Here is a 26,662-nt window from a genome sequence, read left to right on the forward strand (position 1 = left end):
CTTTGAGCAAAACAGTTGAAAGTCAAAATAGGTCAGAGTATACTATAGTCAAAGATGGTCAAACAACGGACCATTTTATTTAACTTTCATTGGTCAAATAAAGTCAAACTTTATTTTTAAGGAGGTCATGGCAAATGCGTTGTCAACAATGTCAAGTAAATGAGGCGACTATTCGCCTGAATATGCAAGTGAATTCGTCCCGCAGCCAAATGGTTTTATGTGAGGACTGCTACACCTCTTTGATGGAGCAGTCAAAAATGAAAATGGGACCTAGCCTGTTCGGAGGACATTCATTCTTTTCTCAGCCAACAGGACATGCCCCAATCGGGGAGCAGCCTAAACAAAAAGGCTTACTCGATGAACTTGGCCAAAACTTAACTGATGGCGCAAATGCTGGCCTGATTGATCCAGTCATTGGCCGTGATGAAGAAGTCGCAAGAGTCATTGAGATTTTAAATAGAAGAAATAAAAACAATCCTGTCCTCATTGGTGAACCTGGTGTTGGTAAAACAGCTATTGCCGAAGGACTTGCACTAAAAATTGCAAGTGGCGATGTACCAAATAAATTAAAGAACAAACAAATCTATTTATTAGATGTCTCCTCACTTGTGGCGAACACAGGTGTACGCGGACAATTTGAGGAACGAATGAAGCAATTAATCAACGAATTGAAAAGCCGTAAAAATGTCATCTTATTCGTAGATGAAATCCATCTTCTTGTAGGCGCAGGGTCTGCAGAAGGATCAATGGATGCCGGAAATATTTTAAAACCAGCCCTTGCACGAGGCGAGCTGCAGCTAGTCGGTGCGACTACATTAAAAGAGTATCGTCAAATTGAAAAAGATGCCGCACTTGAACGACGCTTCCAGCCAGTCATGGTTCATGAGCCAACACAAGATGAAGCGATTGAGATATTAAAAGGCATTCAAGATAAGTATGAGGCCTATCATGGCGTCACTTATTCTGACGAAGCCATTAAGGCATGCGTTCAGTTATCTTCGCGGTATATTCAAGACCGCCACTTGCCAGATAAAGCCATTGATTTAATGGATGAAGCGGGTTCAAAAGCGAACCTCTCTCTTGATGCAGCAAGTGAAGATGAATTAACAAACCGTCTTGCCCAAATTGCCGCTGAAAAACAAGCTGCTTTAAAAGAAGAACAATATGAAAAGGCAGCGAAGCTCAGGGATGAAGAAGAAGCGATAGAAGCGAGACTTCAAAACAAATCAGATGACAAAAAGCATGTCGTCACAGCTGAGGATATCCAGTCCATTGTAGAACAAAAAACAGGAATCCCGGTTGGCAAACTGCAAGCAGACGAACAAACAAAAATGAAAGAAATCGACGTCCGCTTAAAAGCACGAGTCATTGGTCAGGAACATGCGGTTGAAAAAGTAGCAAAAGCCGTCAAAAGAAGTAGAGCCGGTTTAAAATCGAAACATAGACCAACAGGCTCCTTCCTTTTCGTTGGACCGACAGGCGTCGGTAAAACCGAATTGTCCAAAACATTAGCGGAAGAATTATTTGGCTCAAAAGACGCGATCATTCGTTTGGACATGAGTGAATATATGGAGAAACACTCTGTATCCAAAATCATCGGTTCTCCTCCTGGATACGTTGGTCATGACGAAGCAGGACAACTGACTGAAAAGGTTCGCAGAAAACCATATAGCATCATTTTGCTCGATGAAATCGAAAAAGCGCACCCTGATGTCCAGCACATGTTCCTTCAAATCATGGAGGATGGCCGTCTAACAGACAGCCAGGGCAGAACAGTCAGCTTTAAAGACACAGTCATCATCATGACAAGTAACGCAGGCAGCACAGATAAAACGGTGAAAGTCGGCTTCCAGTCTGACAAGGAAGAAGCCATTGAGGAACAATCACTGATTGATTCACTCAGCGCCTATTTCAAACCTGAGTTCTTGAACCGTTTTGACAGCATCATTCAGTTTAACTCATTAGACAAAGACGATTTAGTTAAAATTGTTGATCTTTTGCTTCAAGAACTAGCTGAGCAGCTAAAAGAACAAAATCTAACAGTTCACGTCACAAACGAAGCGAAAGAAAAAATCGCAGAGCTTGGATACCACCCTGCATTTGGTGCTCGTCCATTACGGAGAACGATTCAAGAGCATGTCGAAGATCAAATGACGGACATCTTACTTGAAGAAGAACATCTTTCTGGATTTACAGTCGATGTTGAACATGACGAAATTGTTGTGAGAAAGGGATAAGTACACCCTAAGAAGGAGGAGCAGCTCCATCATGGTGCAGTGGCTAAATTCCACCTGCATGCTGACGCTCCTCCGCCTCTTTTCCTTTACGATAAAAGAAAAAGAGGTGGATCACATGATGAATTGGAGCTACGATCTAATCAAAATCATCCATGAAGAAAAATTAAAAGAACTGCTCTTAGATGAAACAGATCAAACAAATCAAGTTGAAAACTCCCTTTATCTATGAGGGAGTTTCTTCTTTATGTCTTAAAGAAAGCGTTTTCGTCAAAATTTCTTCACAGAAACTGTCTTAATTTGATATTCTGACTAAAACCCTTCTGGAACACACCGATATTAACTATAGAAAAAGATAGTTAAAGGATTTGGTGAGATAATGGACAAAACATCGTTAATTGGTATTATTTTAGCATTTATTGCACTAAGTGTCGGTATGGTTTTGAAAGGTGTGAGTCTAACCGCTCTTATCAACCCGGCGGCTATTTTAATCATTGTTGTTGGGACAATTTCAGCTGTTGTCATTGCCTTCCCATCTACTGAAATTAAGAAAACACCAAAATTATTCGGCAAAATTTTCAAAGACAGCAAGCTGCCAACGATACAAGAAATGATTCCTCTATTTTCAAACTGGGCACAAATTGCTCGTCGTGAAGGTCTTTTGGCATTAGAGGCAAATCTTGAGGAAGTCGATGACGATTTTCTAAAGAACGGTTTAAGCATGGCAGTAGATGGTCAAAGTGCAGAATTTATTCGAGACGTATTAACAGAAGAAGTCGATGCAATGTCGGAGAGACATCAGTCAGGTGCACTTATCTTTACACAAGCAGGCACCTATGCTCCAACGCTTGGTGTACTTGGCGCCGTTGTCGGACTCATTGCCGCACTTGCAAACATGGGAGATATTGAAGCACTTGGACATGCGATCAGCGCTGCCTTCGTTGCCACTTTGCTTGGGATTTTTACAGGGTATGTTTTATGGCATCCATTTGCCAACAAGCTGAAGCGTAAATCAAAGGAAGAAGTAAAGCTTCGTCTCATCATGATTGAAGGTATTCTTTCTGTCCTTGAAGGTCAGTCTCCAAAGGTCATTGAACAAAAGCTTCTCATGTACTTACCAGCTAAAGAACGAGCAAATCTTGTCATTGAAGAAGGAGAAAAACAGAATGGCTAGGAAACGGAAACAACATGATCATGATGACCATGTAGATGAGTCTTGGCTGATCCCTTATGCCGATCTTCTGACGCTTCTTCTCGCCCTATTCATTGTGCTCTTTGCCTCAAGTTCTATTGATGTGGCAAAATATGAACAGATGGCCAAGTCTTTTAATGTTGTTTTTACTGGCGGCACCGGCGTGATGGACCAATCAAGCCTGGAGAGCACAGAAGAAACTGAAAACAGCGATCAAACGGAAAAATCAGCAGAAGATGATGAAGAAGCGAAAGCAAAAGCTCGAGATCAAGCGGTTTTAACAAAGGTCAAAAAGCAAGTCGATTCGTTCATTGCAGAGAAAAAGCTTGGCTCAAAGCTCGAAACAAAGCTGACGGATGAAGGCCTGCTCATTACGATTGAAGACAGCATCTTCTTTGATTCTGGGCGAGCGGTTATCCGCCCGCAGGATGTCCCGTTAGCAAAAGAAATTTCAAAACTGCTCGTCATTAATCCCGCTCGTGACATCGTCATTAGCGGACATACAGATAATGTGCCTATTCGAAATTCAGAATTTGAATCAAACTGGTATTTAAGCGCCATTCGTGCGGTCAACTTTTTAAATATTTTGCTTGAGAACAAAGATCTAAATCAAGAGAACTTTAGTACAAAAGGTTACGGCGAATTCAAACCGATCGCCTCAAACGATACAGCGGAAGGCAGAAGTAAAAACAGACGCGTGGAAGTACTTATTTTACCAATTGAGAAAAAATCAAAATAAAAAAGGAAGCCAGCGGCTTCCTTTCAGATTGTTGACAAAGGGCTAAAATGAACTTTATTTTAGCCCTTTGTCTTCTTTTCAGCGTGAACTGAAAACCTTTGCAGTCTAGGAAGGACGAGTACCGGAGCGGAGCGAATTTAACATTCGTGAGCACCGGCACGCAGGACTGACAAAGAATGCGAGGGTTTGCCTACACGCTGAAAGGAAGCCAGCGGCTTCCTTTTTTATGTGTTTATTCTTTATGATCATATAAATGCTTGGCACGCAGCCCTACATGTTTGAGCATATCGATGCAGGCATCCTTTTCTTCTTCACTGAGCACACTGATCATCTCATGAATTTCTTTCGCATGATCAGGGAAGATGTCATCAAGCAAAGCTCGTCCCTGCTCCGTAATATGCGCAAATGTCACCCTGCGGTCTTCTGCACAAGCTTTTCGACTTAGGAGTTCTTTTTTCTCCAATTTATCAACCACATACGTGATGCTTCCGCTTGCAAGTAAGATCTTATCACCGATTTGCTGAAGCGGCTGATCACCTTTATGATACAGCAATTCTAGTACAGCAAACTCAGTCGGATTCAACCCATGTTTGACAATATGTTTGTTCATGTGATGATTAATGGAGCGATAGGCTCGTGATAATACAATAAATAATTTCAAAGATTTCTCAACATTATGATTTTCCATTTTTTTATCATCCTTTATGAAATGCAACCTACTAATGTGACATTAATAAACAATAAGTAAAATGTCAACATCTTGATCTACCTTTAGCATGAAAATGAGACCAGAACGAATCACCTAATTTTTTAAAAATCACACAAGTCATCGTAATAAAGATAGGTTCAATGCTATAATAAGTCTATTAGGTAATACGTTGGAGCGATGAATGATGAGTATATTGAAAGGGCTTTGGAAGAAGATCAAGCTGTACCTTATTTTGGTCATGATTCCAACCCTAATCATTAGTTATTTTATCTACGAAAAAGAAACTGAAAAAATCGATTTAAAAAACAAACAAACTGCTACACTTATGTTAAATATTCACAAAAACCAAATGAATTATTTAATAAGTGAAACAGAGGCGAGATTAACTTCCCTTGCCATGGGATTTGACCAGCCGCTTGAGACGAAAAAAGTACAAAACATCCTAGAGAAAATCTATAAACAAGAACCTCGTTTTTCAGGCCTGTATCTCCTAGACAAAAAAGGAAATGTAACAGCCAGTACCACACCGCTAAAAGAAAAAATCAACCTTTCATTCAGAGATTACTTTAAGCGCATTCAAGTCACAAAGCAAACCGTCATTACAGATAATTATGTAAGCCGTATTACAAATCAGCGGATTCTCTCCATTTGTGTCCCTGTTTTGAATGAAGATGAAGAAGTCACCAATGTACTAGTCGCCGCTATTCAAATTGATTATTTAAAAAATATTATGAATGTATTGAACCCAGAGCTTCATTTTAAGATGCTGAATCAAAATGGACACGTTGTGTTTACGAGTGGTCCGCAGCCAGCATCTGAAAGTGGCAGCACCGTGTCTACATATTTAGATGAAAACAGCTGGAAGCTTGAGGTTTTTCCGCAGCGTGCGACAACAAGTGAAGTGCTGTCAGTGATGCTGTTTCCTTTATCCAGTGCATTTATTCTATTAAATATTTTATTCACGCTAGTCCAATATATCATTTTAAGACGCCAAACCCAGCAGGAACGCCATCAAAATGAAGCACAGAAGCTTGAATTAATTGGCACACTCGCGGCAAGTACGGCTCACGAAATTCGCAACCCATTAACAGGCATCAGCGGGTTTATCCAGCTTTTGCAAAAGAAGTATCGTTCAGAAGAAGATCAGCTCTATTTTTCTGTCATAGAGGAAGAAATTAAACGGATTAATCAAATCGTCAGTGAGTTTCTTGTGTTAGGAAAACCAACGGCAGAAAAGTGGCAAAATAATTCGGTGAAAGAAATTATAAGTGAGATCATGCCAATCGTTTTTTCTGAGGCGAATCTTTATAATGTCGAGGTTGATTTGCAAATCAACACCATTCAAGATGTTGGCGTGTATTGCACGAAGGATCACATTAAACAAGTCGTATTAAATGTAGCGAAAAACTCATTAGAAGCGATGCCAAACGGCGGTCATTTGAAGATTGTGATTGAGGCTGAAAAAGAACAGGTCATCATTAAAGTGAAAGATACAGGGGAAGGCATACCAGAAGAAATGCTAAAACATATCTTCCTCCCTTTTATTACAACGAAGGAAAAAGGAACAGGTCTTGGGCTTGTTGTGTGTAAACGAATCATTTCGATGTATGGCGGAACAATTGATATTCAAAGCGAAATGAATAAAGGAACAACCGTGATCATCACGCTTCCTTCCGCACACTAATCATTGAGACATGATGCCGGTTTTGCTTATGCAAGACCGGTTTTTACATGTCAATAAGAGGGACGATTCACAGACAGGAGACTCATTTGAGACACAAGGTCATGAAAGGATGCAACAGACTGTTTTTCATGAAAAAGAAGGTGCTGATACTCATTCATCAAGTTGTCCAGTTCTTGACTATATTTAATTGTCGTCTCACCTGTATACCCTTCTACTTGAGCCGCTTCTACCATTTGTTTTCTCTTTTCATCAATTGACATCAACAGCTGTTCTTTCCGTATATAAATATTCATGATCTCAGCTCCCGCAATGAATTCGTCTGTCTACGCTCTAAATGATCCGACACCAAAATTATACTTTATTTGTAAATTAAATTAAATATGCTTATTTTATTTAATTTTTTACAGTCTAAAGACCTTTTACCCAATCATATCTGGGGGTAAACTTCAAATTTGGACAGGACTGACACATTGATTAAACAGAATTTTATCCTATGCAGAAGACCAAAATCAACTATTTTCTCTCTCATTTTATGTCTTTTTTCCTAAAAAAAGCTGATCTTCCGCCCGTGCGAATGATCAGCTCCTTCTATTAAACCGTTTCTTCCTCGTAAATCGGTACCCAGCCCTCAGTTGTGACAAATATGCGAACTGCGACGACTTTACGATCTTCTTGAAGTGTAAAGTAGTGACGAATATTCGGAGGCACAGAAATTAAATCTCCTGGATTCAATCTTACATCAAAAAAGATGCCATCTTTGCCTTGAATAGCAAAGATTCCATGACCACTCACGATAAATCTTACTTCGTCATCTGTATGATGGTGCTCACGTTTAAAGTTTTGGAGCAGCTCATCAAGATTTGGTGTCGCATCTGATAATGAAATCACATCCTGCGCTTTGTACCCTCTTCGTTCAGATATACTTTGAATTTCCTCTTGGAAAACAGTTAAAATTTCTTCTTTTTCATCATCTGTTAAATCATACTTTTCTGATAATCGATTTGGTAATTTTTCAATATCCCAATGCTCATAAATGACCCCTTGTTGTTCTAAATACGCTGCTACCTCTTGTTCGTTCTCAAGTAACGTGTTTTCTTCATTATGAATATAAATTGTCGCCATATGTTTTTCCTCCTTTTTATCTGATCAGCTGCTTTTGATAAAGCGCTAATTTCAAATGATAGCTAAATAAAAATTCATAAGCCTCTAAGACTCGTTTTGCTTCAAATGCTGTTTTCCCCCAAACGGTGATGCCATGATTACGAATGAGGACTGCACCGGATTCCGCCCCTTCTGTCAAATGCGTTGCAAATTGTTCTGCAAGATGCGGAATATGAGCTGGGTTTTCAATAATGGGAAGAACCACTTCTGCATCCTCTTCCCAATAACCAAGGGCTTTGATGATTTCGTTGCCTTTAAAACGAATGTCTCCTTTATCCCCATACAGCTCAGACATGACATTATTATCAATTGTGTGGACATGAAGACAGCAGCCTGCTTTCGTCCGCTCATACACGTATGTATGAAGCAGTGTTTCAGCTGAAGGTCTAAGCGGCTGATTCGGATCATCAGGCTGACCTGCTGCATTCACAAGTACAAAATCTTCGTCTGTTTCTTTTCGTTTATCTTTGCCGCTTGCCGTCACCAAAAACGTGATTGGATCATCCGACACTTTAATCGATAGATTGCCGCTTGTTCCGTAAAACCAGTCTCTTTGTGCCAGTTCACGTTTGATGTCTGCTAGCTCCTGCCAGCGTTTACTCTTTGCGTCTCCCATTCCTTCACTTCCTTTATTTGAACAAATTGCGCTTTTAGATCAATGAAAGTTTCATACTCTTTATGCACGAGTCCAAGCTCTTTACATTCATTCAGTAAATAGTCACGCGCAAACGTGAGATCTGCATGTTTTGCTGCCTCAACGTCAGTGACTGAATCTCCAATCATGATAATGAAGTCATCTTCCTTCGTCAGCTCTCGAATAATCGAAGGTTTGCAGCAGCCACAGCCATTGTGACACTCTGAATCGCAGGCATGCGGCCATTCAACTTGAATATGGTCTTCTTTAAATGATGCATGATTGCAATAAATCTTCTCTTGATCTACAATGCCTTCGAGTATTGGATAGACAAAAAAGTCCATACCGCCGCTTAAAACATAAAAAGGAATGTCTGCTTTTTTGACATAATCGACAAATTGTTCGAATCCTTCCCGAATCTCTGTATCTTCTAAAATAAACGACTGAATGGCATCCTTCTGATCACTCGTCAGTAATTGAAACATCTGTCCGACGCCTTCTTGAATCGTGATCTCTTTTGACAGAACACCCTCCTTCAGCTTCGTCCATTCACTTGGGGCAAAGTGCTTCATGATGCGGATGATATTATCATTTTTCGTAATCGTTCCATCAAAATCACAACATACAATTGGTTTTTTCATTTATTCTGCTACCCTTCCCCAAAGATCAAGTGCTGCTTTTAAGTCTTGGCAAGATGATGCTTGTTCTTGGATGGATTCTTCTTTGATCACCGCATCTATGATAGAGCGAAATGCCTTTCCGCCGCCGATGGCTCCCCGCGGATGTCCGTGAATTCCTCCACCTGCGTTAATCACATGATCGCGTCCAAAATCTTTGATCAATACCGGAACCATTCCAGGATGAATGCCTGCTGATGGGACAGGGAACGTTTTTTGAACCGCATCTTCTTTCACGCAAGCTTCATAGATACCATGGGCATCATTTTTCGGAAGTGCAACTGACCCATAAGGAGAGGGAAAAAGACTTAAATCAGCGCCAGCATAACGATTTAATTTGCCTAAAAGAAGAGAATGCGAGAATCCATAATCAGGAGAAGATGTAAATGCGCCGCTCACTGCTGGATGTGCCATGATCGGCAATGGAATCTCTGGGTCCTCAGCTAAGCTTTGCATCACATCAAGTCCATAGGCAAAGACGTTGAATAAAAGCGCATCAGCTCCGAGTTCAGCTGCCTTTCTTGCTCGATCTTTCAGGTCAAAGGTTCTGCCAGTTAAATTAACTGCGTACAGCGTGCGATGTCCTGTCTGTTCATATGTTTCTTTTAATATCTTTTTTCCTTCTTTGATTCGGTCTTCAAAGGGGGCTAATGGACTTTCAAATAAAATCTCGTCATCTTTGATGAAGTCAACACCACCTAAAGCCTGTAAACGGAGCTGTTCTTTTAAATCCGCCATATCACGGCCGATCACGCCTTTAAAAATACTCATCAACAGCGGTCGATCAAACACATTTACCTTCTTTCGTATCCCCTCAATTCCAAATGCCGGTCCAGGCAGACTTCTTTTAAACCCTTCTGAAAATGCGATGTCAACAAGCTTTACTTTCCCATCTAGTGAAAGCTTTCCGAAAATCGTCGTTAAAACGGCGGGTAGATCAGCTGAAAAGTTAGCCTCAGGATAAGCAATTGTCACCTCTGATTGATACAAGCCATCAACTGCGGCAGCCTTTTCCTTTACGCTCACCACGCGGCCTTTATGTTTCTTCAGCTGCTCCTTTTTGAGCTGCGGCAAGTCCGTCCATGATCCGACCGTTAATCCAAGTGCGATCTGCTCCGCTTTTCGGTCTATTTGTTCATCCGCTCGATGTGTTAATACGTATGTTGCCAGTAATTCACTCACTAGGAATCCCCTTTCGATTGCGTCCTGTATATGGTCAGTAAAAAAACCTCTTTAAGTGCTTTGTCAGCGCATTAAAGAGGTTTCGTCTCATTCATCCGAATCTTATCTCTCAGCGCTTGCTGCAAGAATTAGCACCGTGCTTCATGGAAGTCGGTTGCCGGGCTTCATTGGGCTAGTCCCTCTGCCTACTCTTGATAAGAATATTCAATTTTCTTAAATATTGCCTGAATTATCGCACCATTTTTTTACGTTGTCAATGGCTTTTTTTCAAACAGCTGCAATGCAGCGATGCGTTCAGCGGCTTCTTTTAACCGCTCCTCACTTGTTAAAAGACCGACTCTGACATAGCCTTCACCGTGAGCGCCAAAGCCATTTCCCGGCGCAACGACAACATGTGCTTTCTCTAATAATACATCAGAAAAGGTTTCAGATGTATACCCTTCAGGCACCTTTAACCAGGCAAAAAATGATCCCTTTGGTGCGCTTACGTCCCATCCAATCTCTTTACATGCATGAATCCAAGTGTTCCGCCTTTTTTCGTACCGGTCATTTTGCACCCGTACACACGTTTGATCGCTTAAAAGTGCTTCCGCCGCAGCATCTTGAGTCGCTTTAAACAGCGACACAAACAGATGATCCTGATAAAGCTCAATGGCTTCGATGACAGAGGCATTCCCTACTGCAAAACCGACTCTCCAGCCGGCCATATTATACGTTTTGGACAATGTGTAAATTTCAATGCCAGTCTCTTTCGCCCCATCTATTTGCAGAAAGCTGATCGGCTTTTCGCCGTCAAATCCAATGCCTCCATAAGCAAAATCATGCACAACACACATTTTGTGTTCATTCGCAAACGTAACAGTTTCCTCAAAAAAAGTCCGGCTTGCAGTCGCACCAGTAGGATTATTTGGGTAATTTAAGTACATCAATTTTGCCTTTTTCTTATCATCCTCAGACAGTCGATTGTAGTCAGGTAAAAAATTATTTTTTTCAAGAAGCGGCATGGTCACCATGTGAGCTCCAGCAAGCACGGCACCCGACCAGTAATCAGGATAACCCGGATCTGGGACAAGCAGCGTATCACCTGGATTAAGTAAGCATTGCGGTAGCTCGACTAGTCCCGCTTTCCCCCCAAATAAGATGGCAATTTCCGTCTTCGGATCAAGTGAGACGCCATATTCTCTTTCGTAAAAAACTGCGGCTGCCTTTTTTAGTTTTGCCGTTCCGCGAAATGAGGAATATTGATGATTTTCGGGCTTTGCTACCGCTTCTTGCATCGCTTTTACAATATGCGGCGGGGTGGGCTGATCAGGATTTCCCTGGCCTAAATTAATGACATCTGCCCCTTCCTTCACTTTTTTCTGCACTTTTTGAACAAGCGACGCAAAAAACTGTTTCGGTAATTGTTTCAATACATCTGATTGCTGGAATTCCATTTCTTCACCTTCTATTCAAGTTACGTGACAATACAATCACTGTAATGGATTGTTTTATGAATTGTAAAGCAATTTTGAAAAAAGATTGACATGTGATGCGTGGCTCTGATAATATCTTAAATTAAGAAATGCATGCAGACATGAAACAATTACATATTGATTTCTCTTATCGAGAGTTGGGCGAGGGATTTGGCCTTTTGACCCCAACAGCAACCGACCGTTAATACCACTGTGAAGTGGGGCGCAGCAAGTACAGCGCCAAGACAATTGTCTTATAGGGCACGGTGCTAATTCCATCAGACGTATGTGCTGAGAGATAAGAGAGGCTTCGAGCATACACGCGATCAAGCCTCTTTCTCTCAGGAGAAAGAGGCTTTTTTATATGATTTGGAGGGGAAGCAATTGGTTACACTTACGGCATCATATGAAGAATTAACAGAGAGTTCGGCAGTCGCACTGGCCATTAGACTTGGATTAATCCAAGAAAGCAGTCATTTGACATGTACCGAAATCGGTGACGGGAATTTAAATTACGTCTTTCATATTTTTGATCACAAACGCGAAAAAGGGCTGATTATTAAGCAAGCTCTTCCCTATGCAAAGGTCGTTGGGGAAAGCTGGCCTCTCACATTAGACCGCGCAAGAATCGAAAGTGCAGCACTCATCAAGCAGTCAGAATATGTACCGCACCTTGTACCAGAAGTCTATTATTCAGATACAGCTCTTGCGGTGACAGCAATGGAGGATCTATCACACCTTGAAATCGTCAGAAAAGGGCTAATTGCCGGAAAACATTATCCGTATTTATCAGATCATGTCGGTGAATTTTTAGGCAAAACGTTATTTTACACATCTGACTTTGCCACAAATCCTAAAATTAAAAAACAATTCGTGAAGCAGTTTACGAACCCTGATCTCTGTGACATCACAGAAAAACTCGTCTTCACAGATCCTTTTTTTGATAGTGAAACAAATGACTTCGAAGATGGATTAAAAGAAGAGGCAAAAGCGCTGTGGGCTGACCTTGAACTGCAAGCAAAAGCAGCAGAGCTAAAGCATATCTTCTTAACATCGGCTGAAACACTGGTTCATGGCGATCTTCATTCAGGAAGTATTTTTGCAAACGAAACGGAAACGAAAATCATTGATCCAGAATTCGCTTTTTACGGTCCATTTGGATTCGATATCGGTCACTTTATAGCCAATCTCTTCATAAATGCTTTATCTCATGAGAATGAACAGATGCAGCAGCATCTTTTTGACCATGTCGTCAATGTGTGGGCAACATTCAAAGAAGTATTCACAAAAGCCTGGAAAGAAGACAGCATTGAAGCGTATAGTGTATCGGACAGCTTTTTGGAAGCAACCTTAGAGCGTATTTTAAAAGAAGCGGCAGGCTTTGCCGGCTGTGAGCTTGTTCGCCGAACCATCGGTCTTGCTAATGCGGCTGATCTTGATGCGATTCCATCACATTCGAGAAGGCTTCAGCAGAAAAAAGCAGCAATTACGCTCGGAAAAACATTCATCAAACAATATCATGCAGTGGAAACAGCGTCTGACCTCGTCGCATTATTCCAGCAAACTGTAAAGGAGTGACGAGTTTTGTCAAAAGAATTTGAAGTTCCCCGTTCCGTTGAATGGGGAGAAAACCATATTCACATTTTGAATCAGCAAAAATTACCGACTGAAACCGTGTTTGAGCATTTATATACAAAAGAAGATGTGTATGATGCGATTGTGACGTTAAAAGTACGCGGAGCACCTGCTATAGGCATTACAGCGGCATTTGGGCTGGCGCTTAGTGCCCAAGAGATTGATACAGAGGACATTGATGTTTTTAAACAAGAAGTCGCCCGTCTAAAAGAATATTTAAACAGTGCCCGTCCAACCGCTGTGAACCTCGCCTGGGCATTAGAACGGCTTTTTCAGCGTATTGAACGTGCTGCTTCGGTGAATGCGGCCAAAACAGACCTTGTCCATGAAGCCATTCAAATTCAAATCGAAGATGAAGAAACATGCCGTCAAATCGGTCAAAATGCTCTCCAGCTCTTTAAATCTGGTGATCGAATTATGACCATTTGTAACGCAGGCTCCATTGCAACGAGCCGGTACGGAACAGCGCTTGCTCCCTTTTATTTAGCCAAAAAGAAAAACCTCGACCTTCACATTTATGCATGTGAAACGCGCCCTGTCCTTCAAGGCGCTCGCCTGACGACATGGGAATTGATGCAGGGCGGTGTAGATGTGACACTCATCACAGATAACATGGCCGCCCATACGATGAAAGAAAAACAAATTTCTGCTGTCATTGTTGGGGCAGATCGAATCGCTAGAAATGGTGATACAGCAAATAAAATTGGAACGCTAGGTCTAGCTGTTTTGGCTAAACACTTTCAAATTCCATTTTTTGTGGCAGCACCTCTTTCGACCTTTGATGTGTCGACACTGGACGGGGCAGATATTCCGATTGAAGAACGTGACCCGCAGGAAGTAAAGGAATTAAACGGTATCCAAATTGCGCCTCCTGATGTTCAGGTATTTAATCCGGCCTTTGACGTCACTCCCCACCATCTCATTTCAGGCATCATTACAGAAAAAGGCATCATCACTTCCAACTATACAGAAGAGATTGATGCGCTATTCTCTGAAAGCATTTCACGCTGATATAACAGAAGCGCCGTGTTCTTATCATTTAAGAGCACCGCGCTTTTTTGTTCCAATCGTTTTGGCTAATATGTCTTTTTTCTGTTCCTCTGTCAACACGTTCATTTTGACACATAGTGATGTGACGGCGTACGTTTTATTCTTTTTGCCCCAAAACATGCCAGCGGCCTCCTTTTTCCCTCAACCAACTTTTTTAGCTTAATAAAAGGATATGTCGCTCACCAAACATTTGGAACAGGTCAATCGGTTTATTTTTGAACAAATGGGATGCCTTCTAATTCTAGCAGGGCCGCTTTCATTTCCGTCTTTGTCCCTGCGTACCCCGTTAGAGACCGGTCTTTTCCAATGACCCGGTGACACGGAATGAAAATAGGCAAGGCATTACGCCTGTTGGCTTGTCCAATGGCTCTGACTGCCTTTGGATTGCCGATCGCTTCTGCAATATCTGCATAGCTTTTTGATTCACCATACGGAATAGCGGAAAGTGCCTCCCACACTTGCTCTTGAAATGGAGAGCCTGCTTGTTTGAGAGGAAGATCGAATCCTTTACGATCGCCTTTAAAATACTCATCAAGCTGTTTTTTTGCTTCTCGTAATACAGACGTATCCTCTTTTTTTAGATGCGCTGCCTGCTTTTTGGCCAAAAACGGCTCATCATCAAACATCACTTCGATGATGACACCGTCTTTCTCTAGTATGTATAATGCCCCGATTGGTGCGCTATAGACTGTATAATACACATTAAAGCTCCCCTTCTTGTTTCTGCTGCCTGAGTGGAAGCGTGAGATGGAACACTGTCCCCACGCCTTCTTCACTTTCTACTTCAATCGTTCCTTGGTGCTCTTCAATAATTTTATAACTGACCATTAAGCCAAGTCCAGTCCCTCTTTCCTTTGTTGTATAAAATGGTTCTCCGAGACGCTTTAGTTTATCCTCTGCCATGCCGCAGCCTTCATCACGAAGGGAGATGACAATATGCTCCTCGCCCTTCCGCTTAATGCTCACATATACATTTCCTTTCCGAGGCATCACTTCAATCGCATTTTTTAAAATGTTAATAAACACCTGCTTTAATTGATTTTGTTCACAGTAGATGAGCGGAATATCATCCAATACATTCAGGTGCATTTGCACATTGCCAAGATTGGCCTGTGCGTGAAGAAGATCCATCGTGTCTTTTACAATTTGAACCACATCTTTTTCTTCATACACGATGGCTTGCGGCTTCGCCAAAATTAAAAATTCTGTAATGATCGATTCGATTCTTTTTAGCTCTGATGTGATGACATTGAAATAGAGCGAATACTCACCTTCAATGTTCCCTTTCAAGAGCTGAATGAAGCCTTTTAAGGCCGTCATTGGATTTCTAATTTCATGTGCAATTCCAGCAGCAAGCTCTCCGACCACATGAAGCGTATCTGATTTCCTCACCCGATCTTCTAATTCCTTGCGTTCGGTCACATCTCTAAAGATCGCCAAATTCATATTATGAATAATATTACGTTTAAAGGAAAATTCCAAGATGCGCTGATCTGGATGGTTCAGCACAAATGGCACTTCATTGTCCATCTCATCTAACGACATCGCCTGAGCTGGCTGTGCCAAATTCTCAATTTGATAGGGCGCAAGGATATGAAAAAGATTCATTTCCGTTAAATGATCATCATGTAGTCCAAGCAGTTCGCTTGCAGAAGGGTTCACATCAATAATTCGGTATTGATTATCGAAAAGAACAATGCCATCCATTGAGCCATTAAATACTTTACGGAATTTGAGCTCACTTTCTCGCAGCTCTTCTTCCATTCGTTTTCTGTCACTGACATTACGTAAAATGGTTAAGTGCTGTCCTTCTAATACGGCATGCTTTGAAGTGAATTCAAGCTCTTTAAATTGGCCATTCGCCATTCTAAAAAGGAGTTCTTCTCTTATCTCAAGATTCCTCATATATCGCCTTCTTGTAGGCCGGTATCTTCTATCAGATTTGACTAGAAAGTCGATGAGATTCTTGCCAATCAGCTGATGCATCGGTAATTCAAAGATTCGGCAGGCTGATTCATTGGCCCTTACAATTTCTCCATCATCCGCCCAGATGATGATCGCATCCATCGCATTTTCGAATATTTCTCTAAAACGTTCTTCACTTTTTAGCAGCTTTTCTTCCATTAATCGTTTTTCTGTAATATCACGCATGATGGACATATAAAAACCGCTCATTACATTTGATGTAATGGTCAGTTCAAATAATTTATGCCTCCCAGATTGAAGGGTAACAGGCAGCTCTCCCTTTGCTTTCCCCGTTTCTTTCAGTGACGTTAACAGCTGATGCAGGGCTGGAAGATTCTCTTGTTCAACAAATTCATTTAAATAGCGGTCTGTTAAATCTGTCTTTTGAAGTTCAAAGCTCTGACAAAAGGAGTGATTGGCGTCAATCATACAGCCATCTTGATCAAAAATGACCATACCATCAATCGCTCGATCAAACAAATCTTTGAACAACTGCTCATTCATTGAACGTTCTCGCTCTAATATTTTCTTTGAAGAAATATCACGCATGACCACAAAATATTGTTGATTTACTGCATCATGCTCTGCCATAAATTCAATATATTTTGTCTCTCCATTTTCAAGCTGAATGGAGATCTCTCGTTTTAATGTTCCTTTTCGAAAAAAAATCTCAAGTGAGCATTCAATTTTGTTTTTGGGGATGCCGTATAAGAAATCTAGAACGGATTTGTTGAGGAGGTCTTCTTTCGGTGTCTGTACAAGCCTGCACGTCGCTTCGTTGGCTTGGATAATGTTGAGGTGCTGATCAAATATAAAAATGGCATCTAACGTCTTATTTAACAGCATCTTCTGCTGCATTAATTCATTTCGTAAATATTCGTTCTCTTTTTCTAATTTTCTGATATCTTCTGCGGCAGCTACTTGTTTGCCATCGAGCGTTTCAGTCATTCTCTTACACTCCTTTTCCAGCCTCATTCCTCTACAATATTTCTACAATATTTTCATTGTTCCTTCATTCGACTCATAAAAAAAGATAACTTTTTACACGAGGTTTGTTCAGTTTGTTTCATTTGGATGACACGATTGTATCATGATTCTCTTTTCTTACGCTTCTTTTACAACCGTTCTACAATTTCACATCAAATAGCGAAAGGAGCCGAAATGTATTTTAAAATGGGGCAAATGAGGGAATAGTGCACATAGAACGTTTATGTTTGAAACGAAGCAGGAAAGGTGATGTTATGGCATCCTCACGAGATAGTTATTTTGATAATGCGAAATTTCTTCTGATTTTTCTAGTTGTTTTTGGTCATTTGTTACGGTCATTCATTCATGATAATGATTGGATGCTCTACTTATACAAGTTTATTTATACATTCCATATGCCGGCTTTTATATTGGTTTCCGGCTTCTTTGCAAAAGGCTTTAGAAAACCAGGTTTTATGAAAAAAGTTGCCGTTAAGCTGATCATCCCCTATTTGATTTTCCAGGTCATCTATTCTGTGTATTATTATTTCTTACAGGATCAAAGCATGTCTAACTTAAATCCGATGGATCCACAATGGTCTTTATGGTTTTTAATTAGCTTATTTTTTTGGAATTTGCTGCTCATTCCTTTTTCAAAGCTGCCGTTCCACTGGGCGATGATCGTCAGTTTATCAATTGCCATACTTGCTGGTTACGTGGACAGCATAAGCAATACACTTAGCTTATCGCGTACGCTTGTCTTTTTGCCTATGTTTTTGGCGGGCTTTTATTTAAAGAGACAGCACTTTGAATTCATTCGAACAAGTCAAGGAAAAGTGACCGCACTTCTTGTGCTGATGGCCGTGTTCATGTTTTGCTATTTTTATGAATTCGATTATTCCTTCTTATTTGGGTCCCAGTCGTACTCTTCCCTTGGAGATGAAGGACTCGTTGCAGCTATGAAACGAATGGCATGGTATTTACTTGCATTTGCTGCTACCTTTAGTTTCTTTGCGCTAGTCCCAACACGCCGGTTCTTCTTTACGAAATGGGGCACGAGAACGTTATATGTCTATTTATTACATGGCTTTGCGATTAAGCTTTTAAGAACGACTTGGTTTGATGATTGGGCGCTCAATACGGCAAGTGTATTGCTGCTCTTGCTGCTGACGATCCTCTTAACCTTTACCCTGTCTAGTACATTTGTTAAAACTGTTGCACAGCCAGTCATCGAGCTCAAAATGACCAACCTGATGCGAACGGTCACTGGCAGACAAAACAGCTATATCAAATAGAAAAAAACGATCCCTATGAGGAGCGTTCAGATTGTTGACAAAGGGCTAAAATGAACTTTATTTGAGCCCTTTGTCTTTTTTTCAGCGTGACATGAAAACCTTTGAAGTCTAGGAAGGACGAGCACCGACCCGCAGGACTGACAAAGAATGCGAAGGTTTGTCTACACGCTGAAACGATCCCTATGAGGAGCGTTTTTTTCTATTCCTTGTTCTGTTGTTCAGTATGACATTCCGCATCTTTTTTAGGCCTCATAAGGGTCTCGATCCATTTGCTGCTGTTTACATCTCCCAGCTCGCTGCCAAATTCTTCTTCTAAAATATCTGGGTTCATCGGTTTTTTATGATCTTTCATATCCTTGCTTTTCACATGCTTTTTAGTCACGAGATGCTCCCCCTTGTTTCCCTTGGTGAGAATTTCGGTTCGCCTGACGATCTTTTGATTGCTCGTCATATTGGGTTTGGCCTTGATCATGTGCCATGCTTTCTGTAGGCGTCATATTATTTGTTAGCGCTTCATTTTTCGCTGCTTTTCTTTTCATCTGAAATCAGTCCTTTTTTGGCATGTTTAATTCTTCTTTCAATTGGTCAAACATCTCTTTCATTTCCCTGACTGTTACTGGTTTTTCTTCAGGTTTTAATTCATAGCCGATTTGCCCATTAGCTTCTAGCGTGGCTTTTTTGAGACTGCAGATATCTGTGATGCCCTGCTGCTTTAAGCGCATTTTGAATTGATCCCTTGTAAGCCGCGTTTTTTTCAGCTTGTGATCAAGCATTTCTCCATCCTGTAATATCACCACAGACTTCCCTGAAACCAATTTTTCAAAGAAATCAAATTGGATTGACAACTTTTCCATGACCACAAGTGCCACAATAAAAATGGCGGCTGCATAGATGGTCTCAAGTAAATTATGTTCTATGAAGGGTTGGATAATAATCGACCCAATCGAAATCATAATGACGGTTTGTTGTACCGTCAATTGACTAATGGATTTCGGCCCTGCTATTCTTAGCAGCAAGGTTCCAACTAGCAGCATAACAATCGCTTTCCATAACACATCCAGCACGTCTCGTTCACCTCTTATCTATAGATTGCGAACATCACGCGCAATTTAGCCAGTTATATAATGGAAATAAAAAACCAGCATTCAGTAGGAATGCTGGCTAGCCGATGATCACACGCTCTTTCGGATAATGATAATTGGCTTCACTTTCTCTCCGGCCAATTAAATATAAAAAGCTTGGAATTCCAATCCGTCCAATAAACATGACCACCATAATAATACACTTTCCAAATACAGTCAGATCAGAAGTAATGCCGAGCGACAGCCCCGTTGTTCCGAAGGCAGAACAAACTTCAAATAAATTTTCAAGAAGCGTATTATGCTCTGATAAACTTAACAGAAACGTGGCGCCAAACACTAAAATAAAGGCCATCATCGTCACCATAAGAGATTTATTAATATCCGCTTGGTGAAGCTCTCTTTTAAAGATTTTAATGGACTTATTTCCTCGTGCAAAATGAAACAAGGCAAGTAAATTAAGGGCAAATGTGGTTGTCCGAATCCCGCCCCCAACCGAGCTTGGAGAGGCTCCGATAAACATGAGCATACAGAGAAATAACAGCGTCGGTTCTGTCAGCTGTGTAATATCTAATGTGGTCAGTCCACCACTTCTTGTTGCCGTTGATTGAAACAAAGAATAAAACAAAATCTCATGCCAGCTCTTTCCTAGAAAAGTAAAACGGGCCTCCAGTGCATACATTCCAATGGCCCCGACAACGACAAGTCCCCCAAACGTGATCGTTGTAATTTTCGTAAACAGGGAAAACGATGCATGCTTTCGGTCCTGATTGAATAAATAATCCTTTACTTCGACCAGTACCGGAAAGCCGATGGCGCCAAAAATGATGAGCAGCATCGTAATAAATTGTACGAAATAGTCATCCTTATAAGGAATTAACGAATTCCCTGTAATATCAAAGCCTCCATTGGTTGTCGCACTAATGCTTGAGAAGAAGCCATGTAAGAAGGCTCCTTCCACGTCGTAATACTTTAGAAAATACATACTTAAAATCAGACCGCCTACAAACTCTATCAGCAAAATTAAATATAAGACCTGCTTCATTAGTTTTACAATTCCTGATAAATTGCTTTGGTTTTGGTCTGCCATAATAAGTTTTCTTTCTTTAATCCCGATCCTTTTTCGCATAACCAGCCATACGAAGGTGCCAAGGGTCATAATGCCGATGCCCCCGATTTGCAAAACAAATGCAAGGATCCACATCCCAGTCACACTAAATGTTTGTGAGGTATCGACAACGGTCAATCCTGTGACACTGACAGCACTCACAGCTGTAAAGAGTGCATCAATAAATGTCCACTTTACCCCGTCTTGATGAGCCACTGGCAGACTAAGCAGAATAAACGACACAGTCACAGCGAGAAAATAGTAAAGGGCGATCAGCTGGAAAGCCGACAGCCGGTCAATTAGTTTTTTTATTGGATTCATTGTTATTCCTTCTTTTATCTTTCTTTTCGAATACTTTATCATTTTAATGAAAAGAAACATGATTTTAAAGATATTTTATGCTTTATTTTCTTTTTCATCAAAAAGAAAAAAGACATCCTGTCAAAGAATGTCTTTTGATCTTTCTTATTTTGCTTCTAATCTTCTGATTCTTTCGTTTAAATCAGGGTGTGTTGAGAAAAGTGAAGCTTTTCTTTTACCACTGATTTTTAGTGTAGCAACAGCTGTTTGGTCATCATCTTTGATTCTTGACGTATACGCCTCAAGTGAGCGAAGCGCATGAATCATTTTATCTTTCCCTGCAAGGTCCGCACCGCCGCGGTCTGCATGGAATTCACGATGCCTAGAGTATGCAAACACGACAAGGCTTCCTAAGATAGAGAAAATGATTTGGAAGACGATCACAGCGATAAAATGAACAACCGGCACAAGCTCTTCACGTGAAACGAATCGACTTGCGATCCATGCCGCAATTCTTGAAAGGAAGACAACAAACGTGTTGACAATTCCTTGCAGTAACGTCATTGTGACCATGTCACCGTTTGCAACGTGAGCGACTTCGTGTGCGATAACACCTTCAACCGCTGCATCATCCATTTCATGCAGCAATCCAGTTGATACAGCAACAAGTGATCTTCTCTTAGAAGGACCTGTCGCAAAAGCATTTACTTCAGATGATTGATAAATACCAACCTCAGGCATTTTAGAAAGGCCTGCTGCTCTTGATAATCTGTGCACGCGGTCAACAAGCTGCTGCTCATCATAAGTTAATGAATCCTTTTCTGGGTTTAACACACGCACACCCATCATCATTTTTGCCATCCAGCGTGACATCGCAAGTGACATAAATGAGCCGACAAAACCGACAACTGCACTGAATACAAGAAGATACATGATATTAAGTCTTCCGTCTGCTCCTATATAAGAACCAACACCAGTTGCTGCACTAATAACCGATAGAACAATACCAATCGTAGTGATAACAAGAATGTTCGTTAATATAAACAGAAATATTCTTTTACCCATACATAACCTCCGCTGTCATATTAAGTTCATTTGAACTTATTAATAAAATTATAAAAATAAACGTCTCAAATTGCAAGGGAAAAGGAATCGTTTTCTATGTTTATCATAATGACTTAACCCCCGTCACTTCAATAATTACGCTACTTGCGATTGTTGAAAAGTGAACAAATTGTGACGTTCTGCCCTTGTTTTAGTTTATTTTGCATTTTCAACAAAAAGAGATTATGATGTTGAATTAGATCAATAATCACGTTTTTGACGTACAAATGAGGTGGAACATGGTGACTTTTAAATTAACGAGAATTGACATGACGAGACTTCTGTATTCTCTAAAAGGAGAGGGAGATCTGACTCCGCTTCAGCTTTTGAATTTATCTGTAAAAAACGACAAGGATCATGAATATGATGAATTAAAAATCCCTCCGTTTTTTGAGAAGCTCGAACGGCGGAAGCAAAAAGCAGAGCACGGACTTTCAACGAATGAAATTGTTGAGCTTGGCAACCTGTGTGAGCTCACTTCTCTTAAATCGACAGCCATTCAGAACTGGATCAAGCGCGATATTAAAGATATGATCGGCCATCCAGAGCTTGGCAAGAAGTACTCCATTGATCAGGTCGTTATTTTATTAATTGTCAGGGATTTAAAATCAGTTTTTGACTTTGATACCATTCGCATGATCTTATCTGCCTTATTTAATACGATCACAGATCGATCGGATGATATTATCAGCCCTATCCGTTTTTATGAAGCATATGCGCACGTCCTTGATTTTATTTATCACCATACACATTTCCCATTAAAGGAAACGAATTTACGAGAAATGACAGAAGAACAGACAGACAAGCTCCGTGAAGAGTTTACAGAATTGACGAAGAATCAGTGGCAATTAATTAAAGGCATTATCAGTTCTACCGTCTTCTCTGTCTTCACTTCTCACTTGCAGAGCACAGCGCAAGAAATGATGTTTAATACGCTTCAGCTGAAAAAGGCTTAAATGAAAGCCGAGGTGACCTTCATCACCTCGGCTTTTTTGTGCAGCAATTGCCAGCATAATTGCTAGCCGTTTTTTTCAAAATAAGAAGGCGTAACAAACATGAGGTGAAAGGAGGAAAACAACATGGCAAATCGAAATCAACTTCTTGTTCCTGGAGTAGAACAAGCTTTAGATCAATTTAAATACGAGATCGCTCAAGAATTTGGCGTGAATCTCGGTTCAGATACAGTCGCACGTGCAAACGGTTCTGTTGGCGGCGAAATAACAAAAAGACTCGTCCAGCAGGCTCAATCTCAAATGGGCAATTCAACTAAATAAAGACATGGTGAAATACGCCGGATCTATTCTGGCGTTTTTTATTGTTCGTATGTGGGCTCATCTCGGTTCTCACGGTAAGAGGGCGTTGTATTTTTTTCTTGTTGTTTGACGTCATCGCTTTTACGTTCACCGTATGGACGCTTCTGACCGCTGTTGTTTTTTTTTACGTGTTTTTCTGTATCATCACGTGATGTGCCGTTCGGTTGCTTTTTTTCATCAGAATCAGTCGAGTGATTTTTTTTTTGCTCTTTGTCTTTTTCAAAAGGACGGCCCTTTTCTTCTTTTCCCTTTTTATCCTTGTTTTCATCATTTGGGCTTGTTTGATGAGGTTTTTGAACAGACCCTTGCTCTTCCCTCTCTACTTCTGTCTGCTCTTTGTCGTCGCCTTCAAGAGCCTTTTGATCTGACTGGATCTCATCGCTAACGTCTGACTTTATGTCTTCTTTTTTATCTTGATCTGCTTGATCTTCATCAGCATGGCCAGGTTCGTCTTCTTTGACAGCCTCATCATCATCTGCTGTGTTCTCATCTTTCTTAACGTCCTCTTGTTCATTGTCTTGCATTTCTTGATTTCGAATATATGTACCTGTAGACATACCTGCTTTTTGTGCTTTTTCTCTTGTTTCCAGGTCACCTTCTACCGTTTCCAGCTTATAATTGCGCTTTTGATATTCCCCCGAGATGGTGCTAATTTTACTTTTTACGTTTGTTTTATATGTATGATCCTGCTTGTTTTCATAAACAGTGGAAATATAGATCGGTTTAGAATGGTTGACGTATCCTTTTTTATCACAATCATCTATAATTTTCTGCACAACTTTACTCATGTCGGCTTTTTCTAAATTTTCCATACTGGCCAGCACTTGCTTCGCATCTTTATTCAGCGGAGTAACACCGATCACTTGATAATGGTGATCGAGTTTCAGCTCAAAGCTTGGGTTAATGTCAATCGTCATATATGCATAAGCTTTTTGACTTGAGAAAGATGGCATCATAGTGAAGATCACGACAATAATCGCTGCAATTGATAGAATTCCTGCATTTAATGGACGTAAACGGAGCAGGTCAAAGAAACCGGCTCTTTTTCTTTCGAGACGTGATTCATTCGGAAATGTCACCTCTTGACCGATTTCATAGTCTTGCTGTTCATACTTCGTCCGCAGAAATTGTCCATCAGGGGTCAGCAGTGTGACATATTTTTTGTTTTTCTCTACTATAATGCCTCTTCTCATGAATTAAGCACCCCTTTAAGGTAATCTTTCAAATACACATAATCACCTGTCATAATGATCGCCATCGCAATGATATATTTTCTATTTCTCTCAATCGTTTTGCGGCTGACTTCCACGAGCTTTTCCAGCTGTTTGACGGGTAATTGTTTTTTCTGAAACAAAATGGTTCTCAACTCGTCGTTCTCAACGAGTGTATAAGCCACTTTAATGGCATTTTGCCTTGCATCTGCATGCTTTGGCGAATGCTCAAGCAGCTCTTGAAATGTAAGGCCATATACTTTCAATCGTTCTTTAAAATGTTCAATCTCTTCTCTTCTATGTTCTTGTTCAATTAAACGCCTATATTCATTTGCAGAAAGCTCTGCTTCAATCATACTTTGAGAGTATTCCCCATTCTCACTTTCTTGAAGGTCCATTTGAACCGTTGGTGCATTTCTTGCTTCTTTTCGAATATAGTCGATCACTTTTCTTTTAATAATTAACTCCGCAAAAGCAAGGAGTGAGTTCCCTTTTTCGGCAGAATATTTTTCTATCGCTTCATTAAAGGCAATTAAGCCTACGCTGAATTCATCATCTTTTTCATCTATATATCGTTTACAAACGGATGAAACCGTCTTAGCGACAAATGGTTTGTATTGCTCTATTAATGCATTTTGCAGTTCGGTATCTCCCTGTTGGATATTGATAGCCGACTGCTCTAATGTTTGCTTTTTCTTTCCTTTTTTAAACAAAAGGCTAAGCAATGGTTTCACCTCAGTTCTCCCTATATTACTCATTTATGATAGCTAATTTATGAGGGAAGCGCAAAGGAAGAAATGAGGAATTCATTTCCTGTTACTCAATTATGACATGTATTTCTTTATCTACTTTACAACGTTTCGTTTAAAAGCAAAGAAATAAGGGGGTATCTCCCCCTTTTTTGTAATATATGTGTTATGAAAATGAAATGATATTTCTTTCAAAAAACCTATTCTTCCAGCCTCACCTCTTGTTTTTCCTCGTTTTGTTGACCATCTTTTCTTGATGGACTTGATAAAAACCAGCCAAAAGCTGCAATCGCGAGAAGGACCGTCCAGAAAATGATTTTCCATAATGTTGAATGGATGAAATGAGAGGACACGACACCAATGGCTGGATGAGAAAGTGTATAGAGCGTCAGCTTCACGCCAACCCATCCGACAATGACAAATGCGGCAGTTTCTAGGCTTGGTCTTGTTTTGAGCAGTTTCACAAATACAGTTGCGGCAAATCTCATGATAATCAAACCGATAATACCGCCTAAAAGAATGACGATAAATTGACCGCCATCAAGTCCGCCAATTTGCGGGAGACCTGTTTTCGGCAGTGTCACAGCTAAAGCAACGGCTGCTAAAATGGAGTCTACTGCAAAAGCAATGTCGGCCAGCTCGACTTTCACGACTGTTGCCCAGAAGCCGCTTTGTTTCATATTTGTATCTGTATCCTTTTTCTTAAATACGTGCGATTTTAAAATATGATGAATGGAAATATAAAGAAGATAAATTGCGCCAATGGCTTGAACTTGCCACACATCCACTAAAAACGAAATCAGAAACAGGGAACCAAATCGCATGACAAACGCTCCCGCAAGTCCGTAAAACAACGCCTTTTTTCTTTGCTTTTCTGGAAGGTGTTTGACCATCACAGCCATGACTAGCGCATTATCAGCTGCTAAAATCCCTTCTAATCCAATCAATACGAGAAGAACCCACCCGTACTCTAAAATAATTGCTGCATCCATCATCATTCCTCCTTGTTTTTATCTATTGTCCCACAACAGACAAAGGCTTATGAATGCAAAAAAGACCTTTGCCTGTAATGGCAAAGGTCTTGCTAGACATGTGATATGTAATCATGCCAACAAAGCCGATGGAATATCATTCCATGTAATGACGACTTTGTTTCCAGTTGATACCGGACGCTACTCCCCTTTGGTGGGATTAAGAATATTTAGATTACTTATATCTTAA

The 26,662-nt window shown here is 40.6% G+C and carries 28 protein-coding genes and 3 riboswitches; of the genes, 10 read left to right on the plus strand and 18 right to left on the minus strand.

Annotation, left to right across the window (positions count from 1 at the left end; genetic code table 11):
* Positions 1 to 134 precede the first annotated feature (134 nt).
* The 4 genes from GPA07_RS13005 to motB all read left to right on the plus strand — a co-directional run bounded on the left by GPA07_RS13005 (position 135) and on the right by motB (position 4,165).
* Positions 135 to 2,237 (plus strand): ATP-dependent Clp protease ATP-binding subunit, encoded by a 2,103-nt coding sequence (locus GPA07_RS13005; protein ID WP_008361749.1) that lies wholly within the window; start codon positions 135 to 137, stop codon positions 2,235 to 2,237.
* Between the two features lie 31 nt (positions 2,238 to 2,268).
* Positions 2,269 to 2,466: a hypothetical protein gene (locus GPA07_RS13010; protein ID WP_008361747.1), complete on the plus strand. Its 198-nt coding sequence runs from the start codon at positions 2,269 to 2,271 to the stop codon at positions 2,464 to 2,466.
* A gap of 147 nt (positions 2,467 to 2,613) precedes the next feature.
* Positions 2,614 to 3,408: a flagellar motor stator protein MotA gene (motA, locus tag GPA07_RS13015; protein WP_008361746.1), complete on the plus strand. Its 795-nt coding sequence runs from the start codon at positions 2,614 to 2,616 to the stop codon at positions 3,406 to 3,408.
* Positions 3,401 to 4,165, plus strand: coding sequence for a flagellar motor protein MotB (motB, locus tag GPA07_RS13020; protein WP_008361744.1), 765 nt, complete (start codon positions 3,401 to 3,403; stop codon positions 4,163 to 4,165). The genes motA and motB overlap by 8 nt, the downstream gene beginning before the upstream one ends.
* A gap of 232 nt (positions 4,166 to 4,397) precedes the next feature.
* Here motB and GPA07_RS13025 read toward each other — a convergent pair whose 3' ends face one another.
* Positions 4,398 to 4,853, minus strand: a complete 456-nt coding sequence (locus GPA07_RS13025) for a MarR family transcriptional regulator MhqR (protein ID WP_003211701.1) — start codon at positions 4,851 to 4,853, stop codon at positions 4,398 to 4,400.
* Between the two features lie 205 nt (positions 4,854 to 5,058).
* Here GPA07_RS13025 and GPA07_RS13030 point away from each other — a divergent pair, with 205 nt between their 5' ends.
* On the plus strand, positions 5,059 to 6,558 hold the full coding sequence (locus GPA07_RS13030) for a sporulation kinase KinD (protein WP_071167711.1): 1,500 nt from the start codon (positions 5,059 to 5,061) through the stop codon (positions 6,556 to 6,558).
* Positions 6,559 to 6,608: 50 nt separating this feature from the next.
* On the opposite strand, the gene GPA07_RS13035 is transcribed toward GPA07_RS13030, so the two are convergent.
* From GPA07_RS13035 to GPA07_RS13060, 6 genes are all read right to left on the minus strand, one after another.
* Positions 6,609 to 6,851 carry an aspartyl-phosphate phosphatase Spo0E family protein gene (locus tag GPA07_RS13035; protein ID WP_008361487.1) on the minus strand — a complete coding sequence of 81 codons (243 nt, stop codon included), beginning with the start codon at positions 6,849 to 6,851 and terminating at the stop codon, positions 6,609 to 6,611.
* A 298-nt stretch (positions 6,852 to 7,149) separates the two neighbouring features.
* The gene (locus GPA07_RS13040; protein ID WP_008361485.1) at positions 7,150 to 7,680 is read right to left on the minus strand and encodes a 1,2-dihydroxy-3-keto-5-methylthiopentene dioxygenase; all 531 of its coding nucleotides are present in this window, start codon (positions 7,678 to 7,680) and stop codon (positions 7,150 to 7,152) included.
* Positions 7,681 to 7,696: 16 nt separating this feature from the next.
* A complete protein-coding gene (locus GPA07_RS13045; protein WP_157292654.1) occupies positions 7,697 to 8,335 on the minus strand; it encodes a methylthioribulose 1-phosphate dehydratase in 639 nt (212 codons plus the stop codon).
* The gene (locus tag GPA07_RS13050) at positions 8,299 to 8,994 is read right to left on the minus strand and encodes a 2-hydroxy-3-keto-5-methylthiopentenyl-1-phosphate phosphatase (protein WP_071167713.1); all 696 of its coding nucleotides are present in this window, start codon (positions 8,992 to 8,994) and stop codon (positions 8,299 to 8,301) included. The genes GPA07_RS13045 and GPA07_RS13050 overlap by 37 nt, the downstream gene beginning before the upstream one ends.
* Positions 8,995 to 10,212, minus strand: coding sequence for a 2,3-diketo-5-methylthiopentyl-1-phosphate enolase (gene mtnW / locus GPA07_RS13055; protein WP_071167714.1), 1,218 nt, complete (start codon positions 10,210 to 10,212; stop codon positions 8,995 to 8,997).
* A 99-nt stretch (positions 10,213 to 10,311) separates the two neighbouring features.
* Positions 10,312 to 10,413: riboswitch (SAM riboswitch) on the minus strand.
* Positions 10,414 to 10,457: 44 nt separating this feature from the next.
* Entirely contained in the window at positions 10,458 to 11,648 is a 1,191-nt protein-coding gene (locus GPA07_RS13060) for a pyridoxal phosphate-dependent aminotransferase (RefSeq protein WP_071167715.1), read from the minus strand.
* A gap of 164 nt (positions 11,649 to 11,812) precedes the next feature.
* A riboswitch (SAM riboswitch) is annotated at positions 11,813 to 11,970 on the plus strand.
* Positions 11,971 to 12,050: 80 nt separating this feature from the next.
* Here GPA07_RS13060 and mtnK point away from each other — a divergent pair.
* Together mtnK and mtnA are read left to right on the plus strand one after the other, a co-directional pair.
* Positions 12,051 to 13,244, plus strand: coding sequence for an S-methyl-5-thioribose kinase (gene mtnK / locus GPA07_RS13065; RefSeq protein ID WP_157292655.1), 1,194 nt, complete (start codon positions 12,051 to 12,053; stop codon positions 13,242 to 13,244).
* 6 nt (positions 13,245 to 13,250) lie between these two features.
* Positions 13,251 to 14,312, plus strand: coding sequence for an S-methyl-5-thioribose-1-phosphate isomerase (mtnA, locus tag GPA07_RS13070; RefSeq protein WP_157292657.1), 1,062 nt, complete (start codon positions 13,251 to 13,253; stop codon positions 14,310 to 14,312).
* Positions 14,313 to 14,336: 24 nt separating this feature from the next.
* On the opposite strand, the gene GPA07_RS19025 is transcribed toward mtnA, so the two are convergent.
* The 3 genes from GPA07_RS19025 to GPA07_RS13080 form a co-directional block, all read right to left on the minus strand.
* Positions 14,337 to 14,471 carry a hypothetical protein gene (locus tag GPA07_RS19025; RefSeq protein ID WP_268557947.1) on the minus strand — a complete coding sequence of 45 codons (135 nt, stop codon included), beginning with the start codon at positions 14,469 to 14,471 and terminating at the stop codon, positions 14,337 to 14,339.
* Between the two features lie 89 nt (positions 14,472 to 14,560).
* Positions 14,561 to 15,052: a methylated-DNA--[protein]-cysteine S-methyltransferase gene (locus GPA07_RS13075; protein ID WP_008361472.1), complete on the minus strand. Its 492-nt coding sequence runs from the start codon at positions 15,050 to 15,052 to the stop codon at positions 14,561 to 14,563.
* A 1-nt stretch (position 15,053) separates the two neighbouring features.
* On the minus strand, positions 15,054 to 17,264 hold the full coding sequence (locus GPA07_RS13080) for a PAS domain-containing sensor histidine kinase (protein ID WP_008361470.1): 2,211 nt from the start codon (positions 17,262 to 17,264) through the stop codon (positions 15,054 to 15,056).
* A gap of 293 nt (positions 17,265 to 17,557) precedes the next feature.
* Between GPA07_RS13080 and GPA07_RS13085 the strand changes: the two genes are divergently transcribed.
* Positions 17,558 to 18,577, plus strand: coding sequence for an acyltransferase family protein (locus tag GPA07_RS13085; RefSeq protein WP_071167717.1), 1,020 nt, complete (start codon positions 17,558 to 17,560; stop codon positions 18,575 to 18,577).
* Between the two features lie 199 nt (positions 18,578 to 18,776).
* Here the strand turns inward: GPA07_RS13085 and GPA07_RS13090 are convergent, their stop codons facing one another.
* From GPA07_RS13090 to htpX, 5 genes are all read right to left on the minus strand, one after another.
* Positions 18,777 to 18,959: a hypothetical protein gene (locus GPA07_RS13090; protein WP_008361379.1), complete on the minus strand. Its 183-nt coding sequence runs from the start codon at positions 18,957 to 18,959 to the stop codon at positions 18,777 to 18,779.
* Entirely contained in the window at positions 18,952 to 19,116 is a 165-nt protein-coding gene (locus GPA07_RS18670) for a hypothetical protein (RefSeq protein ID WP_008361377.1), read from the minus strand. The genes GPA07_RS13090 and GPA07_RS18670 overlap by 8 nt, the downstream gene beginning before the upstream one ends.
* 6 nt (positions 19,117 to 19,122) lie before the next feature.
* On the minus strand, positions 19,123 to 19,641 hold the full coding sequence (locus GPA07_RS13095) for a DUF421 domain-containing protein (protein ID WP_008361375.1): 519 nt from the start codon (positions 19,639 to 19,641) through the stop codon (positions 19,123 to 19,125).
* 97 nt (positions 19,642 to 19,738) lie between these two features.
* A complete protein-coding gene (locus GPA07_RS13100; protein ID WP_157292659.1) occupies positions 19,739 to 21,085 on the minus strand; it encodes a TrkH family potassium uptake protein in 1,347 nt (448 codons plus the stop codon).
* Between the two features lie 144 nt (positions 21,086 to 21,229).
* Complete coding sequence (gene htpX / locus GPA07_RS13105; RefSeq protein WP_008361370.1) at positions 21,230 to 22,129, minus strand: protease HtpX; 900 nt, start codon at positions 22,127 to 22,129, stop codon at positions 21,230 to 21,232.
* A gap of 278 nt (positions 22,130 to 22,407) precedes the next feature.
* Here htpX and GPA07_RS13110 point away from each other — a divergent pair, with 278 nt between their 5' ends.
* Together GPA07_RS13110 and GPA07_RS13115 are read left to right on the plus strand one after the other, a co-directional pair.
* Positions 22,408 to 23,124 carry a DUF1836 domain-containing protein gene (locus GPA07_RS13110; protein WP_008361368.1) on the plus strand — a complete coding sequence of 239 codons (717 nt, stop codon included), beginning with the start codon at positions 22,408 to 22,410 and terminating at the stop codon, positions 23,122 to 23,124.
* A 123-nt stretch (positions 23,125 to 23,247) separates the two neighbouring features.
* Complete coding sequence (locus GPA07_RS13115) at positions 23,248 to 23,442, plus strand: alpha/beta-type small acid-soluble spore protein (RefSeq protein WP_008361366.1); 195 nt, start codon at positions 23,248 to 23,250, stop codon at positions 23,440 to 23,442.
* Positions 23,443 to 23,480: 38 nt separating this feature from the next.
* On the opposite strand, the gene GPA07_RS13120 is transcribed toward GPA07_RS13115, so the two are convergent.
* The 3 genes from GPA07_RS13120 to GPA07_RS13130 form a co-directional block, all read right to left on the minus strand.
* The gene (locus tag GPA07_RS13120) at positions 23,481 to 24,674 is read right to left on the minus strand and encodes an anti-sigma factor domain-containing protein (RefSeq protein ID WP_157292661.1); all 1,194 of its coding nucleotides are present in this window, start codon (positions 24,672 to 24,674) and stop codon (positions 23,481 to 23,483) included.
* Entirely contained in the window at positions 24,671 to 25,426 is a 756-nt protein-coding gene (sigI, locus tag GPA07_RS13125) for an RNA polymerase sigma factor SigI (RefSeq protein WP_071167721.1), read from the minus strand. Before sigI ends, GPA07_RS13120 begins: the two co-directional genes overlap by 4 nt.
* A 215-nt stretch (positions 25,427 to 25,641) precedes the next feature.
* Complete coding sequence (locus tag GPA07_RS13130) at positions 25,642 to 26,433, minus strand: TerC family protein (RefSeq protein ID WP_008361360.1); 792 nt, start codon at positions 26,431 to 26,433, stop codon at positions 25,642 to 25,644.
* Between the two features lie 31 nt (positions 26,434 to 26,464).
* A riboswitch (yybP-ykoY riboswitch) is annotated at positions 26,465 to 26,634 on the minus strand.
* Positions 26,635 to 26,662 lie beyond the last annotated feature (28 nt).

Origin of the sequence: Bacillus sp. ms-22, assembly GCF_009759805.1 — a bacterium.
Taxonomy (GTDB): Bacteria; Bacillota; Bacilli; order Bacillales; family Bacillaceae; genus Bacillus; species Bacillus xiamenensis.